Source organism: Microtetraspora sp. NBRC 16547, from assembly GCF_030268965.1.
GTDB lineage: Bacteria > Actinomycetota > Actinomycetes > Streptosporangiales > Streptosporangiaceae > Microtetraspora.
On record NZ_BSSE01000015.1, the window covers coordinates 131031 to 145599 of the forward strand.

At 70.7% G+C, this 14569-nt stretch carries 11 protein-coding genes; 2 read left to right on the plus strand and 9 right to left on the minus strand.

The annotated features are described in order from the left end of the window. Positions 1 to 30: 30 nt before the first annotated feature. Positions 31 to 2154: an HsdM family class I SAM-dependent methyltransferase gene (locus QSK17_RS21100; RefSeq protein ID WP_285706679.1), complete on the minus strand. Its 2124-nt coding sequence runs from the start codon at positions 2152 to 2154 to the stop codon at positions 31 to 33. Positions 2155 to 2211: 57 nt separating this feature from the next. Here QSK17_RS21100 and QSK17_RS21105 point away from each other — a divergent pair, with 57 nt between their 5' ends. Beyond that, positions 2212 to 2943 (plus strand): PP2C family protein-serine/threonine phosphatase, encoded by a 732-nt coding sequence (locus QSK17_RS21105; protein WP_285706681.1) that lies wholly within the window; start codon positions 2212 to 2214, stop codon positions 2941 to 2943. A 195-nt stretch (positions 2944 to 3138) separates the two neighbouring features. Here QSK17_RS21105 and QSK17_RS21110 read toward each other — a convergent pair whose 3' ends face one another. The 5 genes from QSK17_RS21110 to QSK17_RS21130 form a co-directional block, all read right to left on the minus strand. Continuing rightward, positions 3139 to 3807: a response regulator gene (locus tag QSK17_RS21110; RefSeq protein ID WP_285706683.1), complete on the minus strand. Its 669-nt coding sequence runs from the start codon at positions 3805 to 3807 to the stop codon at positions 3139 to 3141. Beyond that, complete coding sequence (locus QSK17_RS21115; RefSeq protein WP_285706685.1) at positions 3804 to 6503, minus strand: sensor histidine kinase; 2700 nt, start codon at positions 6501 to 6503, stop codon at positions 3804 to 3806. Before QSK17_RS21115 ends, QSK17_RS21110 begins: the two co-directional genes overlap by 4 nt. Positions 6504 to 6642: 139 nt before the next feature. Then, a complete protein-coding gene (locus tag QSK17_RS21120) occupies positions 6643 to 6780 on the minus strand; it encodes a hypothetical protein (RefSeq protein WP_502889257.1) in 138 nt (45 codons plus the stop codon). A gap of 147 nt (positions 6781 to 6927) precedes the next feature. Further along, a complete protein-coding gene (locus QSK17_RS21125) occupies positions 6928 to 8856 on the minus strand; it encodes an APC family permease (protein ID WP_285706686.1) in 1929 nt (642 codons plus the stop codon). A gap of 272 nt (positions 8857 to 9128) precedes the next feature. Then, positions 9129 to 9866: a type 1 glutamine amidotransferase gene (locus QSK17_RS21130; RefSeq protein ID WP_285706687.1), complete on the minus strand. Its 738-nt coding sequence runs from the start codon at positions 9864 to 9866 to the stop codon at positions 9129 to 9131. 232 nt (positions 9867 to 10098) lie between these two features. Here QSK17_RS21130 and QSK17_RS21135 point away from each other — a divergent pair, with 232 nt between their 5' ends. Beyond that, a complete protein-coding gene (locus tag QSK17_RS21135) occupies positions 10099 to 11151 on the plus strand; it encodes a LacI family DNA-binding transcriptional regulator (protein ID WP_285706688.1) in 1053 nt (350 codons plus the stop codon). A gap of 77 nt (positions 11152 to 11228) precedes the next feature. On the opposite strand, the gene QSK17_RS21140 is transcribed toward QSK17_RS21135, so the two are convergent. The 3 genes from QSK17_RS21140 to QSK17_RS21150 all read right to left on the minus strand — a co-directional run bounded on the left by QSK17_RS21140 (position 11229) and on the right by QSK17_RS21150 (position 14540). Beyond that, a complete protein-coding gene (locus tag QSK17_RS21140) occupies positions 11229 to 12581 on the minus strand; it encodes a GH1 family beta-glucosidase (protein ID WP_285706689.1) in 1353 nt (450 codons plus the stop codon). Between the two features lie 125 nt (positions 12582 to 12706). Continuing rightward, positions 12707 to 13546 (minus strand): carbohydrate ABC transporter permease, encoded by an 840-nt coding sequence (locus QSK17_RS21145; RefSeq protein ID WP_285706690.1) that lies wholly within the window; start codon positions 13544 to 13546, stop codon positions 12707 to 12709. After that, entirely contained in the window at positions 13539 to 14540 is a 1002-nt protein-coding gene (locus tag QSK17_RS21150) for a carbohydrate ABC transporter permease (RefSeq protein WP_285706691.1), read from the minus strand. Before QSK17_RS21150 ends, QSK17_RS21145 begins: the two co-directional genes overlap by 8 nt. Positions 14541 to 14569: the final 29 nt, after the last annotated feature.

Consider the following 14569-nt stretch of genomic DNA (forward strand, 5'->3'; position numbering starts at 1 on the left):
CCCGTCGACCTTTCGGGAAAAGCTACACCTTCACGCGCGCGGTCGTAGACGGCCGTCAACGAGCCCCTCCAACCCCAGCCGGATCAGCACCTCGCCCGCCTCGGCCGCTTCCCTGATGGCGTCCTCCAGAACGGCGAGTCGCCGGAAGGCCATGCCGTACGCCTGCTGCTCGGCGAGCGAGAGCCGCGGAATGCGCGCCCGGCGGACATCGACGCGGCTGGCCCCCTGATTGACTCGGACGGCGGCGTATTTCAGGAAGCCGGCGAGGAACTCGGCGTCGAGCCGGGACCGATCCACGCGATAGAGCGAAAGCTGCGGCCCGAGGACCGCACCTGACTCGCCGACCACTCGCGCGGTCGTCATGGAAGCCACGATGTCTCCGGCCGCCACCGTGACGAGGCCGGGCACCGCGCCGGTGCGCCCGGACGGCGAGCCGCCCCGTGCCAGGTCGTCGGCCGTAAGGACGCTCAAATCACCCGTGTCGGCTGCTTTCAGCACCGAATGCCTGATCGCCACCATCCCGGCCTTGACCAGATCGGTGATGGTCGTCGTCGGGAGATCGGCCCGCCCGGACAGCACCTCCAGAGCGGGCAGTGCCTCCGCCGCCTCCGCCATCGCCTCGGTGAGATCCCGGAGCCTGCGCCCGGCGGCGGGATAGCGACGGGGGTCGCTGCGCGGCGAGAGGTGCCGAGCCGGGCTGACATCCACCTCGTCATCGAGCAGGTCGATGATCCGCACGATCCGGGCAGAGCGTGGCAACTCGCCCGGCGAGGCCACCGCCCCGGCCTGCCTCGCAACGCCACCGTATGTCCGACCTTCGGCCACCGAACCGGCGGACAGCCCGCGTCGGGCATCTTCCGGCGCAGCAGGACCGGCCGTGTCCGTGTCGGCGGCACGTTCGCCGGCCGTAAGACTCGTACCGCCATAACCCGCGTCGGCCAGGTAGGTCCGCCAGGCCGACTCGACGATCGAGAGGTCGTCGGAGGCGTCGGCGAGAAGGATCGACGCCGACGAGCGCTCCCCCGCCTCTGGGCGGCGAAGCAGCCAGAGATCGGGACCTGCCGCCGACAGGGTGGCGACGGCCCGGAGAGCACCGGCCCGAAGCAGGTTCGCCCGGATGCGCCGGCCGGAACGGCGGGCGGCCGCGGCGGCGGGCATCAGGATCGCCACCAGGCCGCCGGGACGCACATGGGCCAGGCAGTGCTGGACCCAGGCCAGCTCGGGCTCGCCCCGGGGCGGCACTCCGTAGTCCCAGCGCGGGTCGCCGATCAGCTCCTCATGGCCCCACGCCCGCTCGTTGAACGGCGGATCGCACAGGACGACATCCGCCCGTTCACCAGCGAAACCGTCGTGCCGCAGCGAGTCTCCCGCCACGATCCGCGCGCCGGCGCCCCGCAGCAGCAAGCGCAGCGAGGCGAGCAGCGCGGCGGTCTCGTTGACCTCCTGGCCGAACAGGCGAACCCGCGGCGTGGCATCCGCGTCCACCGCCTCAGTCCCAGCTTCGGACCCGGCATCGGAACCGGCCAGCAGGAGCGTTCCGACGCCGACCGCCGGATCGAGGATGGTGCCGCCCGGAGGACACGCCTGCCGGGCGAGGCGCGCCATCAGCGCCGCCACCTCGGCACGCGTGACCGCGAGCCGGCGGGCATGGGCCTCGACATAGCGCTCGCAGACGAACTCGAACGCGGTGGCGGGCCCGTGCAACGCGGACAGGTCGGCGATCCACCGGATCAGCTGCGCGTCCTCCAGGGCGGTTCCCGGCCGGACGGGCAGATCGGCCGTCGCCGCCGCGACCTCGCGCGGAAGCCGTGCGGCGAGATCGGGAGCGGCGGCGAGCCGCCGCCAGCCGTCGGGATCGCGCCGCACGTAGAGGAGGAACGCCCCCGCGAAACCCGCCAGCTCGCCGAGGCGGAGATCGTCCACGGCGGCCCTTAGCCCCTGCCAGACGCGGTCGCCCAGCGAGACCTCGAAGGACTTGCCGTTCCTGCGCAGCCACTCCTCGATCTCCGGCAAGGAGAACAGCGGGCTGGAGGCCGTGCCCCCGACGGGCTGCGGAAAGTCCTCGTACCGCCGGCGCCAGTTGCTCACCGCGGCTCTCCCGACGTCGGCTAGGCGGGCGATGTCTCCCGCGTTCACTGTGGCGTCGTGGCTCATGACGGCCAGCTTAGCTTGCGCTTGTGAAGTCATTCAACCAGTGCTTTACTCAAAACCATGACGCACAACCGACTTCGCTACGCTTCGGGAACCGACGTCGGCCGTACCCGGAAGAAGAACGAGGACTCGTTCCACACCGGGGCGCGACTGCTCGCGATAGCCGACGGGATGGGTGGTCACGGTAATGGAGAGGTGGCCAGCGCGGCGGCCATCGCCGCCCTGGCCGCCCTGGAGGAGGGGCCCTTTCCCGAGGACGCCGTCGCCGCCCTTGATGAGGCGGTGCAAGAGGCCAGCCGCAGGTTGCGAGATCTGGCGGTCCGCGACCCCGCCCTTGAGCGGATGGGCACGACGATCACCGCGATGCTCTGGGACGGTGCACGCTTCGCGCTGGCGCACGTGGGCGACTCGCGGGCGTACATGCTGCGTGACGGCGCCCTCTACCAGATCACACGCGATCACACTCTTGTCCAGTCGCTGGTGGACGACGGTCGGATGAGTCCGGACCAGGCGGCGAAGCACCCCAACCGGTCACTCCTGTTGCGCGCGGTGGAGACGAGCGGTCTGGCCGACCCTGATCTCTCCCTCCGCGGAGCACATCCCGGTGACCGCTACCTGCTCTGCTCGGACGGCCTGACCGGGGTGCTCGAGCCGGAGACCCTGCATCGCGTGCTCACCACGGTGGCCGACCGGGAGGAGGCGGTCCGCCAGTTCATCGAGCTGGCCAACGAGGCGGGCGGCCCAGACAACATCAGCGTCATCGTCGCCGACGTCGAGGTGGCCCCCGCCTGACATCCGCCTGCCCGTACGGCCCCGCCGGGCGGCACGCGGGGAGATCCAGCCGAGCGCGCGAGGCGAGATCCACCCGAAGCCCGGCGGGCCGTCACCGCCCCAGGAGACGTCTCGTGTCACCTTCGCCGGGCGCGCCGCACGCCGTGCTCGATGCCCGCATCCGACGGGCACGTCCCCGGTCCGGAGACCGCGTGGTCAGGGGCGGAAGCGATATCCCATGCCGGGCTCGGTGATCAGGTGCACCGGGTGGGCGGGATCCCGCTCCAGTTTGCGCCGCAGTTGGGCCATGTACTGCCGGAGATAGTGCGTCGCCGTCACGTACGTGGCGCCCCACACCTCGGTGAGCATCTGACGCTGGCTGACCAGCTTCTCGGGGTTGCGCAGGAGGATCTCCAGCAGGTGCCATTCCGTCGGCGTGAGCCGTACTCCTCCGGAGATCGTCTTGTCGGCCAGGTCCACGGTGTGGTCGCCGATCCGCACAACCGCGGCCTCCGTCTGCTGCACCGCCGCCCGGCGGGTGGCGGCGCGGACCCGGGCGAGCAGTTCGTCCAGGCCGAACGGCTTGGTGACGTAGTCATCGGCCCCCGCGTCCAGGGCGCTGACGGCGTCGGCGCTGCCGACCCGCCCGGTGAGCACGATGATCGGCACCTGGCTCCAGCCGCGCAGTCCGTGGATCACCTCGATCCCCTCGATGTCGGGCAGGCCGAGGTCGAGGACGATGAGATCGGGATGCCAGTCGGCGGCCTGGCGGAGCGCCGATCCGCCGTCGGCCGCGACCGCCACCTCATAGTGACGGGCGGCGAAGTTGATGCGCAGCGCCCGCAGGATCTGCGGCTCGTCGTCGACGATGAGGATCTTGGTCATCGCAGTTCCGATGCGGAGACGTCGCCGCCGGGCGTGGGTGAGGCCGTATGTGAGGCCGTGTGTGAGGCCGTGTGTGAGGCCGTGTGTGAGGCCGTGTGGGAGGCCGGGGAGGCACCGCCTTTCACTCGTTCCCCGTCACGCTGCGGGCCGTACTCGGCGACCGCGCTCCAGGAGATGGGCAGGGTGACGGTCATGGTGAGCCCTCCTCCGGGCGTCTCCTCGGGCACCAGCGTGCCGCCCATGGCCTCGGTCAGCCCGCGGGAGAGCGCCAGACCGAGTCCCACGCCCGTGTGGTTGTCGCGGTCGCCGAGGCGCTGGAAGGGCAGGAAGACCCGGTCGTGCGCCTCCTGGGGGATGCCGGGGCCGCGGTCGACGACCCGGATCTCCACGAGGCTACCGTGCCTGCTCGCGGTGATCAGCACCTTCTCCTCCGGAGGGCTGTAGCGCACCGCGTTGGCCATCAGGTTGGCCAGCACGCGTTCGAGCAGGGCCGGATCGGCGAGGATCTCGGGAAGCTCGACCGAGATGTCCGCTTCGACGCGCTCCCAGAGCGGCCCGAGATCGTCGATCGCCCGAGGGACGACGTCCTCCAGCGCGGTCGGCTGCAACGCGATCCCGAGCGCCCCGGCCTGGAGGCGGCTCATGTCGAGCAGGTTCGCCACCAGCCGGTCCAACTTGAGCAGCGACTCGTCCGCCGTGGCCAGCAGCTCGGCGCGGTCCTCATCACTCCAGTCGATCTCGGTGTTGCGCAGGCTCTCGACCGCGGCCCTGGCCGAGGCGAGCGGGGTGCGCAGGTCGTGGCTGACGGCCGCGAGCAGGGCGGTGCGCATCTTGTCCGCCTCGGCCAGTGGCCGGGCCTGCTCGGCCTCCTCCTCCAGCCGTTCCTGCCGCAACGCGATGGCCGCCTCCGCCGCGAACGCCTCCAGAACCCTCCGGTCGGAGGCGTCGAGCAGCCGGCCGCGCGCGGCGAGCACCAGGTCGTCGTCGATCACCACGTCGGTGTCGGCCGTACCTGGGCAGGTGCACGGGGGGCCTCCGGTGGTCGCGACGATGCGCCAGGCGTCCGGATCGGACTGGTCCCCCGGGCCCGGCTGTCGGTCGGCGCGGCGTTCCAGCAGCGTGACCGCGGCCAGGCCGAAGGTCTCCCTCAGCCTCCCGAGCAGGGACGTCAGGGCCGCCTCGCCGCGCAGCACGTGCCCCGCGAGCGTCGAGAGCACCTCGGCGTCGGCGCTCGCTCTCGCCGCCTCTCTCGTACGGCGGGCCGCGACGTCCACGACGGCGCTCACCATGGCCGCGACGAGCACGTAGATCGCCAGGGCGAGCAGGTTCTCCGGGCTGGAGATGGTCCAGGTGTGGATGGGCGGCGTGAAATACCAGTTGAGCAGGGCGAACCCGACCACCGCCGCGGTGATGGCCGGCCACATGCCGCCGACCAGCGCCACGACGACCACCATGAGCAGGAAGAGCAGGATCTCGCTCGGCAGGGTCAGCGCCTCCCGGAGCGGGATCAGCGCGGCGCTCAGCGCGGGGATGCCGAGCCCTGCGAGCATCCAGCCCGCGAGACGGCGTCTGCGGGTGAGCGCGGCCCTCGACCGGGAGCCGCGGGTCCTGCCCTTGCTGATCTCCTCGTGGGTGACCATGTGGACGTCGATGGAACCCGACATGGCCGTGGTCGTGACGCCGACGCCGCGCGAGAACACCTGGGCCAGCCGGCCGCGCCGGGACGCGCCCAGCACGAGCTGGGTGGCGTTGACACCGCGCGCGAAGTCGAGCAGGGCGCGCGGGATGTCGTCGCCGACCACCTGGTGGTAGGTGCCGCCGACGCTCTCGACCAGGGCGCGCTGCCTGGCCAGGCTCGCCGGGTCCTGGCCGGCGAGCCCGTCGGCTCTGGTGACGTGGACGGCGAGCAGGTCGGCGCCCTTGCTCCTGGCCGCGATGCGCGTGGCCCGGCGCACCAGCGTGTCGCCCTCGGGGCCGCCGGTGAGCGCGACCACGACGCGCTCGCGCGCCTCCCAGGTCCCGGCGATGCCGTGCTCGGCGCGGTAGCGGTCGAGCTGCTCGTCGACCTTGCCCGCGACCCAGAGGAGGGCCAGCTCCCGCAGGGCGGTCAGGTTGCCGACGCGGAAGTAGTTCGACAGCGCCGCGTCGACCTTCTCCGGCGGGTAGACGTTGCCGTGCGCCATCCGGCGGCGCAGCGCCTCCGGCGACATGTCGACCAGCTCGATCTGGTCGGCGCGCCGTACGACCTCGTCGGGGACGGTCTCGCGCTGCGGCACGCCGGTGATCTCCTGGACCACGTCGTTGAGCGACTCCAGGTGCTGGATGTTGACGGTGGAGACGACGTCGATCCCGGCGTCGAGGATCTCCTCGATGTCCTCCCAGCGCTTGGCGTGCCGTGAGCCCGGCACGTTGGTGTGCGCGAGCTCGTCGATCAGGACCACCCGCGGGCAGCGCGCGATGACGGCGTCCACGTCGAGCTCGGTGAGGTTCACCCCCCGGTAGACGAGGTCCTTTCTGGGCACGATCTCCATGCCGTCGAGCAGCTCGGCCGTACGGGCGCGGCCGTGGGTCTCGACGAGCCCCACGACGACGTCCCGGCCCCGCTCCAGTGCCCTCCGGCCCTCGCAGAGCATCGCGAAGGTCTTTCCGACCCCGGGAGCGGCGCCGAGATAGATCCGGAGCCGCCCGTGCGCCATCCGCCTCATCTCCTCACACCGTTCAGATCCAGGTTAAGTTGCGGCAGCTTCACGGCCGGCTCGCCCAGGGAGCCGAGGACCCGGCCGGGCGTGTGCCACCCGGCGAGGTGGGGCCGGAGCCGGCCCGGCGGACGCTCTCTCATGACAGCCCCGGAAGGAGATGGATGACCAGGTCGATGAGTTTGATTCCGATGAACGGCGCCACGATGCCACCCAGGCCGTACACGTAGAGGTTGCGGGAGAGCAGCTTGGCGGCGCTGGACGGGCGGTAGCGCACGCCTCGGAGGGGCCGCCGGGACCGGCGGCGCAATTACTAGGAAATCGCGAGATTTGTGGCTTTTCAGGGATCTTGATGCTTTATATACGGCATTAGACGGAATGTTGATGATTTTTCTACGCCGGTGGCCTGTGAGACGACACGGAGTCAGCCGACGTGGACGTGGGGGCGGCGCGTCGGGTCGGGCTCGGCCACGCGCAACACCTCGCGGGTCAGCGCCGGCACGTCACCGCCACCGAAGACCAGGTAGCGCAGCATGGCGAGGACCGGGTTCCCCTCGCCCCACTGGAAGTAGATGTTCGGCACCTCGCCGGTGCGGTCCCGGATGTACAGCAGGAGCGCGGCCAGCGCGTTCGGCACCGTCGCGCTCTCGATCTGGAGGATCTGATGGCCGTACCGCACGTCGCCCCTGACCCGCAGCTCGCTCCGGAACTCGGACGCGTCCCGCACGGTGACCTCGACGAACATGACGGGCTCCGAGCTGCGCAGCCGGTGCGTGTACCACTGCTCGCGGAGCTTGTCGTTGTACTCCGCCTGGTCGCGCCGGTGCGGATCGCTGGCGATCAGGTGGATCTCGCCGCTGGACTCGGCCATGAACTCCTGCGCGAGCGCGTCGAGATGGACATACGAGACCCGCAGCTCCGTGGACCGCGTGGCCCGCGAGATCAGCGACATCACGATGATCGCCAGGATGAACAGCGACGCGATCTTCACGCCGTCGGGGCGTTCGCGGATGTTCTCCACCAGCGTGTAGGCGAGGACCAGCGTGATCAGGCCGAAGACGCGGGTCCGCCCGCGCCGCCCCGCCTTGTACGCGTCTATGGTCACCGCGACGCCCGCGGAGAGGAACAGCACCAGCACTCCGGTGGCGTACGCGCCGCCCTGGGCGTCCACACTGGCGTCGAAGACGAGCGTGATGGCGACCGCGATGACGGTGAAGACGAGGACCAGCGGGCGCACGGCGCGGGTCCAGTCGGGCGCCATGCCGTACCTGGGCAGGTAGCGCGGGACGAGATTGATCAGTCCGGCCATCGCGGACGCCCCGGCGAACCAGAGGATGGTGATCGTGCTGACGTCGTACAGCGTGCCGAACCCGTTGCCGAGATACGCGTGCGCCAGGTAGGCCAGCGCCCGTCCGCTGGCCTTGCCGCCCGGCTGGAACTCCTTCTCCGGGATCAGGATGATCGTGGCGAAGCTGCTGCAGATCAGGAACACGCTCATGGTCAGGGCGGCGACGGTCAGCAGCCGTTTGGCGCCGGCGATGCGTCCCGGCAGATCTCCCTTGATCAGCGGCATCACCGCCACGCCCGTCTCGAACCCGGACAAGCCGAGCGCCAGCTTGGGCATCACCAGCAGCGACACGGCGAGCAACCCCAGCGGGCTGGCATGCTGCTCGGTGAGCACCCGCTCCCAGCTCACGATCATCGCGGGATGGTTCAGGAGGTACAGGATCGCCGTCACGACCACGACCGCGTTCAGGGCCATGTAGACGCCGACCAGCAGTACGGCGATGCCGATGGCCTCGGTGAACCCCTTCAGGAACACCGCGGCGAGCAGGGCCAGCAGAAACAGCGTGACCGCGACCTGCTGCCCGGAGAGCGCACGCGGGACGAAGGGGTTCTCCAGGATGTGCGCGGTCGCGTCGGCCGCGGACAGGGTGATGGTGATGACGAAGTCGGTGGCCGCGAACCCCAGCAGGACGAGCACGATCACCTTGCCCCACCAGCGCGGCGCCAGACCCTCGAGCATCGCGATGGAGCCCTGGCCATACGGGCTCTCGACGGCCACCCTGCGGTAGACGGGCAGCGCACCGAACAGCGTCAGCAGCACGAGCAGGATGGTGGCCAACGGGGAGACGCTGCCCGCCGCCAGCGCGGCGATCCCGGGCTGGTAGCCGAGACTGGAGAAATAGTCCACACCGGTGAGGCACATGACCCGCCACCACGAGTACTGCTTCTCCGGGGAACCGGGTCCGTGCGGCCCGAGCGCCCGCAGGTCCTCCTGCTGGAGGCCGTGCAGCAGCCACGCCCGGAACGCCCCCTCCTGGGCCGTGCCATGCCGTGCCGACCCGGCCAACCGGTCACCCCCGCAGCACCACCGACTGAGCCCGCACGAACCCCGGATGGATCCGGATGGATCTGGATGGATCGGCCACCGATCCGCCGAAAGGCGACGGGGTTCCGCGGGAAGGCCGCGTGTGGACAACACGCCTGATCACGCATACCCCGGCGACCCGGCGTCGAACCACGGCGGACCCGGCCCGGCGATGACACCCGGGGTCTCAGTGGCTTAAAGGGACATGCGTCGGCTCAAGCGATCCAAGGAGGACCCGCCCGGTTTGGTGTGACTCACCCGGCCGCCGGTGACCCGCCCGGCCGGTGGGGACGCGTCGCGACCTGGTCGAGGAACCTGTCGACCAGCCGGTGCGCCCGAACGACCGCGGCGGGCTCCTCCGCCCGGGTCATCGCGGCGAGGCGCTCGACGTCACCGCCGTGCGCGGTCACCCACTCTCCGCCGCCGTTTCCGAGCCAGCCGTCCAGCATGGCGACCGTGAGTTCGGGATGGAACTGCACTGCGAGGCTGCGCCCGACGGTGAACGCCTGCGGCGCGACCGGTGTCCAGGCGAGGGGCGTGGCCTCCGGAGGAGGGCTCCACCGGTCGTGGTGCCACTGGAACCACGGGCCCGCCTCGATGAGGCCGGGCGCGACGGTCTCGATCGCGTACCAGCCGATCTCGGGCTCGGGGCCGCGCTCGACCCGGCCTCCGAGCGCGGCGGCCAGCGCCTGGCCGCCGAAGCAGATGCCGAGGACCGGTACGCCCGATCGATGGGCGCGCCGGAGGAAGTCCAGCTCGGCGGCGACCCAGGCCCCGATCGCCACCTCGTCGTATACCGACCAGGGCGCGCCCATCGGGACGATCACGTCGTAGTCGCGGGGGTCGGGGAAGGCGACCTCGACGTCCGGCGCGTGGAAACGCTCGGCCGGGACGACGGGGAACTCCACCAGCTCGTATCCGCGCTGCTCGAAGCGCTCCCCGACCGGCCCCGTGGGTGAGACGTGGTCCTGCTGGACGAACAGCGCGCGCATGACACCCCCGAGAGAATTGTTTGGGATCAAACGATATCTCGGAGTGCCCGCCTCGCACCAGCGCGAACGTGGTCCGGTGGGCCGTCGCACCCCGTCCGCGCCCCGAGTCAGCCGCCGTGCGGCGGGGCGGTGGAACGCCGTGTGATCAGCTCTATCGGGCCGTCGAGCACCTCGGCCACGCCGGCGCTCAGAGCAGTCTGGAGAGCGCTCTCCGATATGCTATAAAGACCGTATGAGCGAGGCTCCCCCGCCTGTGTCGGGATCCCCCACCTTGGAGGACGTGGCCCGGGCGGCAGGCGTGTCCCGTGCCACCGTCTCCCGTGTGATCAACGGCGTTCGCAACGTGAACCCCGCCATCCAGGAAACGGTCCGGCAGGCCATCGCCGCCACCGGCTACGTCCCCAACCAGGCCGCCCGCTCGCTCGTCACGCGCCGGACCGGGTCGGTCGCCCTGGTCGTCTCGGGAGCGGGCGTCGAGGGCGAGGAGAACCCGTTCCCGAACCAGGTCTTCGCCGACCCCTTCTTCGGCCGGGTCGCCGGCGGCGTGGTCGGATACCTCCGCCCGCTCGGCGTCCACCCGGTCCTGCTGTTCGCCGAGACCGACGCCGCCCGCGCCGAGGTCGTGGACTACCTCCGCCAGGGCAAGGCCGACGGCGCGATCCTGGTCTCCACCCACGGCGAGGACCCGCTGCCCAAGCTCCTCGTCGACGGCGGGCTGCCCGCCGTGCTCTTCGCCCGGCCCCCGGAACCGCTCCCGATCAGCTACGTGGACGTCGCGCACCGGACGGGCGCCAAGCTGGCCGCCGACCACCTGGTCGCGCGCGGCTGCCACCACGTGGCCACCATCTCCGGCCCCCTCGACGTGCTGGCCGCCCAGGACCGCCTCGCGGGCTTCCGGGACGCCATGGCCATGCTCGGCCACCCGTACATCCCCTGCGTCGAGGGCGCCTTCACGCTCGACAGCGGCGAGGCGGCGATGGAACGGCTGCTCGCCGAGCATCCCGACGTCGACGGCGTCTTCTCGGCCAACGACCTGATGGCGCAGGGGGCACTCCAGGCGCTCCGCCGGCACGGCCGCCGAGTCCCCGACGATGTGGCCATGGTCGGGTTCGACGACAGCAGCGCGGCCCTGGCCTGCAGGCCGCCGCTCACCACGATCCGCCATCCCGTCGAGGACATGGCGGCCGAGTTGGCGCGGCTCCTGCTCGCCCAGATCGAGCAGCCGGACCGGCGGGTGACCTCGGTCATCTTCGAGCCCACCCTGGTCGTCCGCGAGTCCGCCTGACCCGGCCCCGCCTCCCGCCGGATGAGCGCCGGAGGGCGGCACGGCGCGTGCCGCCCTCCTTCGGCCGGCGAGGCCGGTCACCCCACCGGCGCCCCCTTGGCGTCGCGGATCAGCGCGGCATACCGGTGACCGCTCCCCTTGATGGTGCGCGCCTGGGTGCGGTAGTCCACGTGGACCAGCCCGAACCGCTTGTCGTACCCGTACGCCCACTCGAAGTTGTCCAGCAGCGACCAGGCGAAGTACCCGGCCAGCGGCACGCCCTGCGCGACCGCGCGGGCGCAGGCCGCGACGTGACCCTCCAGATGGGCGGTCCGCTCGCGGTCGTCGATCTCCCCGCCCGCGCCGACCGGGTCGGGCCAGGCGGAGCCGCTCTCGGTGACGAAGATCCGCTCGACGCCGTACTCGCGGGCCAGCCGCAGCAGCAGCTGCTCGAGGCCGTCGGGATAGATCTCCCACCCCATGGCCGTGACGGGTGCTCCGGGCACCTCGACCTGCCGCGCGTACGGCACCGACCCCCCGGGGGCGGCGGTGACGACCTGGCGGAAGTAGTAGTTCAGCCCGTGGTAGTCCAGCGGCGCCGAGATCGCCTCCAGGTCACCCGGCCGGATCGGCAGGTCGACGCCGTAGAGGTCGATCATGTCCTGCGGGTAGCCGCGTCCCGTGATCGGGTCCAGCCACCAGCGGTTGGCGTGGCCGTCGGCGCGCACGGCGGCGGCGTGGTCCTCCTCGCTGTCGGTGGCGGGCTCGCACGGGCTCAGGTTGTTCACGATCCCGATCGACGGCGCGCGGCGGGCCGCCGCCCTGATCGCCTGGGTGGCCAGGCCGTGCCCCAGATGCAGGTGGTACGAGGCGCGGACGGCCGCGGTGAGATCCCTCCAGCCCGGAGCCATCACGCCCTCCAGATGGCCGTGCCAGGAGGAGCAGAGCGGCTCGTTCAACGTGGTCCAGTCGGTGACGCGGTCGCCGAGCGCCTCCACGACCGCGGTCGTGTAGTCGGCGAACCGGTACGCGGTGTCCCGCAGCGGCCACCCGCCCTCGTCCTGCAGCCGCTGGGGCAGGTCCCAGTGATAGAGGGTGGCGAAGGGGCGGATCCCCGCCTCCAACAGCGCGTCGACCAGCCGGTCGTAGAACGCCAGCCCGCGCGGGTTGACCGGGCCCGATCCGCCGGGGATCACCCTCGGCCAGGCCACGGAGAAGCGGTAGGCGTCCACGCCGAGCGTGCCTATCAGGCCGAGATCCTCGCGCCATCTGTGGTAGTGGTCGCAGGCGACGTCACCGGTGTCGCCTCCATCGACGGCGCCGGGGACGCGCGCGAAGGTGTCCCAGATCGAGGGCGATCTACCGTCCTCGTGGACGGCTCCCTCGATCTGGTACGCCGAGGTGGCGACGCCCCAGACGAAGTCAGGGCCGAAGGCGGAAGAGATGTCCATGGGTGTGCGCGGCCCCCGAGCGGTGTCCGCGCTCCCTCCTTCCTTTCTGGTTCTTCCGGTTCTTCCGGTTCTTCCGGTTGTTCTGGCTGTTCTGGCTGTTCTGGTTCGAGCCGCCGAGGAAACGGCTACTTCACCGCGCCCGCGGTGAGCCCCTGCACGAGATAGCGCTGCAGGAGCAGGAAGCCCGCCACCACCGGAACACTGACGACCAGGGACGCCGCCATCACCTGGTTCCAGTAGACGTCGTTCTGGGTGGCGTACGCCTGGAGGCCGACGGCCAGGGTGCGGGTGGACTCGTCGGTCATCACGGACGCGAAGAGCACCTCGCCCCACGCAGTCATGAAGGCGTAGATGGTGACCGCGATGATGCCGGGCATCGCGGCGGGGATGACGACCCGCAGCAGCGCCCCTATCGGGCCGCTGCCGTCCACCTGCGCCGCCTCGTCGAGCGCGGTGGGCACGGAGTCGAAGTAGCCGACGAGCATCCAGATCGAGAACGGCAGGGAGAAGGTCAGATAGGTGATGATCAGCGCGAGCCTGCTGCCGTAGAGCTCGACGCCGAGGGCGTTCCCGAGATTCACGAAGATCATGAAGAGCGGCAGTAGGAAGAGGATGCCGGGGAACATCTGCGTGGACAGCACGGCCACGGAGAAGATCCGACGGCCGCGGAACCGGTAGCGGCTCACGGCGTACGCGGCGAACACCGCCACCACCACCGAGGCGACCGCGGAGATCGAGGCCACCACCAGGCTGTTGACGAAGTAGCGGGCCAGCGGCACCGTGCGCCACATGTCGGAGAACGGCTGCAGGGTGACCGTCACAGGGATCCAACTGAAGTCGCCCTGCACGTCCCGCAGCGGCTTGAGCGCCGAGGTCGCCATCACGTACAACGGGGTCAGCGTGAAGAGACCGAGCAGCCCGAGGAAGATCACCCGGGCCCAGGGCAGCCACCGCGGCTCACGCACGGATCCTCCTCCGGGTCGTCAGTGCCAGGTACACCGTGGTCACCAGCAGCAGGAACAGCAGGAGCAGCACGGACATCGCGGCGCCCGAGCCGAAGTTCCAGGTGACGAACGAGCTCTGGTAGATGTGAATGGAGATCAGGTCGGCCTCCCTCGGCGCCGACTTCCCGAACAGCACGTACGGCGTGTTGAAGTCGTTGAAGTTCCAGAGGAAGAGGACCAGCACGAGCACCTGGTTGACCGGGCGCAGCAGGGGCAGCGTGATCGTGCGCACCTGCCGCCACCAGCTCGCCCCGTCGATCGCCGATGCCTCGTACAGGTCCTCCGGGATGTTTTGCAGCCCGGCGGTGAGGACGAGGAAGGCGAACGGCCAGAGCCTCCAGACGGCCACCACCACGAGCGAGGCGAAGCTGTTCCCTCCGATGAGCCAGAACGGGTGCTCGTCGGTGAGATGCAGCTGCTCGACCAGCACATGATTGATCATCCCTGAGTCCCGCTGGAACATGAAGCTCCAGGTGATCACCCCCGCGTAGATCGGCAGCGCGTACGGCACGAGGAACAGGGTGCGCAGCACCCCGCGCCCCCGGAACGGCCGCTGCATCAGCACCGCGCCGCACATGCCGAACAGCCACGACAGGCCGACCGCGAGCAGGGTGAACGCGACGGTCACCAGGAACGAGTGGAGCAGCGCGGCGCCCACGGCGGAGTCGACGTCGACGGCCACCCGGTAGTTGCCCAGCCCGGCGAACGGCGCGGCCAGCCAGTTCCTGATGAAGAACTGGGTGAGCTTGAGGAAGCTCATGCCGACGCCGATCACCATCGGCACCAGGTGGATCAGCAGCTCCAGCAGCACCGCGGGAAGGATCAGCAGGTACGGCAGGCCGACGCGGCGGAGCCGTACCGGGATGAGACGGGTGATTCGTCCCCCGCCGCCGTCTCCGCCGCCCCGCTCGGCTCCGCGCCACGCGCCCGAGCGTGACGGGGTGGACACGACCATGGAAGTCCTCTCTGGGATCGGTCGGGCCG

Coding starts and splice junctions, on each gene's coding strand:
- QSK17_RS21140 (WP_285706689.1), bottom strand. CDS start 12,581: ATGGACATCTCTTCCGCCTTCGGCCCTGACTTCGTCTGGGGCGTCGCC.
- QSK17_RS21135 (WP_285706688.1), top strand. CDS start 10,099: ATGAGCGAGGCTCCCCCGCCTGTGTCGGGATCCCCCACCTTGGAGGAC.
- QSK17_RS21110 (WP_285706683.1), bottom strand. CDS start 3,807: ATGACCAAGATCCTCATCGTCGACGACGAGCCGCAGATCCTGCGGGCG.
- QSK17_RS21115 (WP_285706685.1), bottom strand. CDS start 6,503: ATGGCGCACGGGCGGCTCCGGATCTATCTCGGCGCCGCTCCCGGGGTC.
- QSK17_RS21150 (WP_285706691.1), bottom strand. CDS start 14,540: ATGGTCGTGTCCACCCCGTCACGCTCGGGCGCGTGGCGCGGAGCCGAG.
- QSK17_RS21130 (WP_285706687.1), bottom strand. CDS start 9,866: ATGCGCGCGCTGTTCGTCCAGCAGGACCACGTCTCACCCACGGGGCCG.
- QSK17_RS21105 (WP_285706681.1), top strand. CDS start 2,212: ATGACGCACAACCGACTTCGCTACGCTTCGGGAACCGACGTCGGCCGT.
- QSK17_RS21100 (WP_285706679.1), bottom strand. CDS start 2,154: ATGAGCCACGACGCCACAGTGAACGCGGGAGACATCGCCCGCCTAGCC.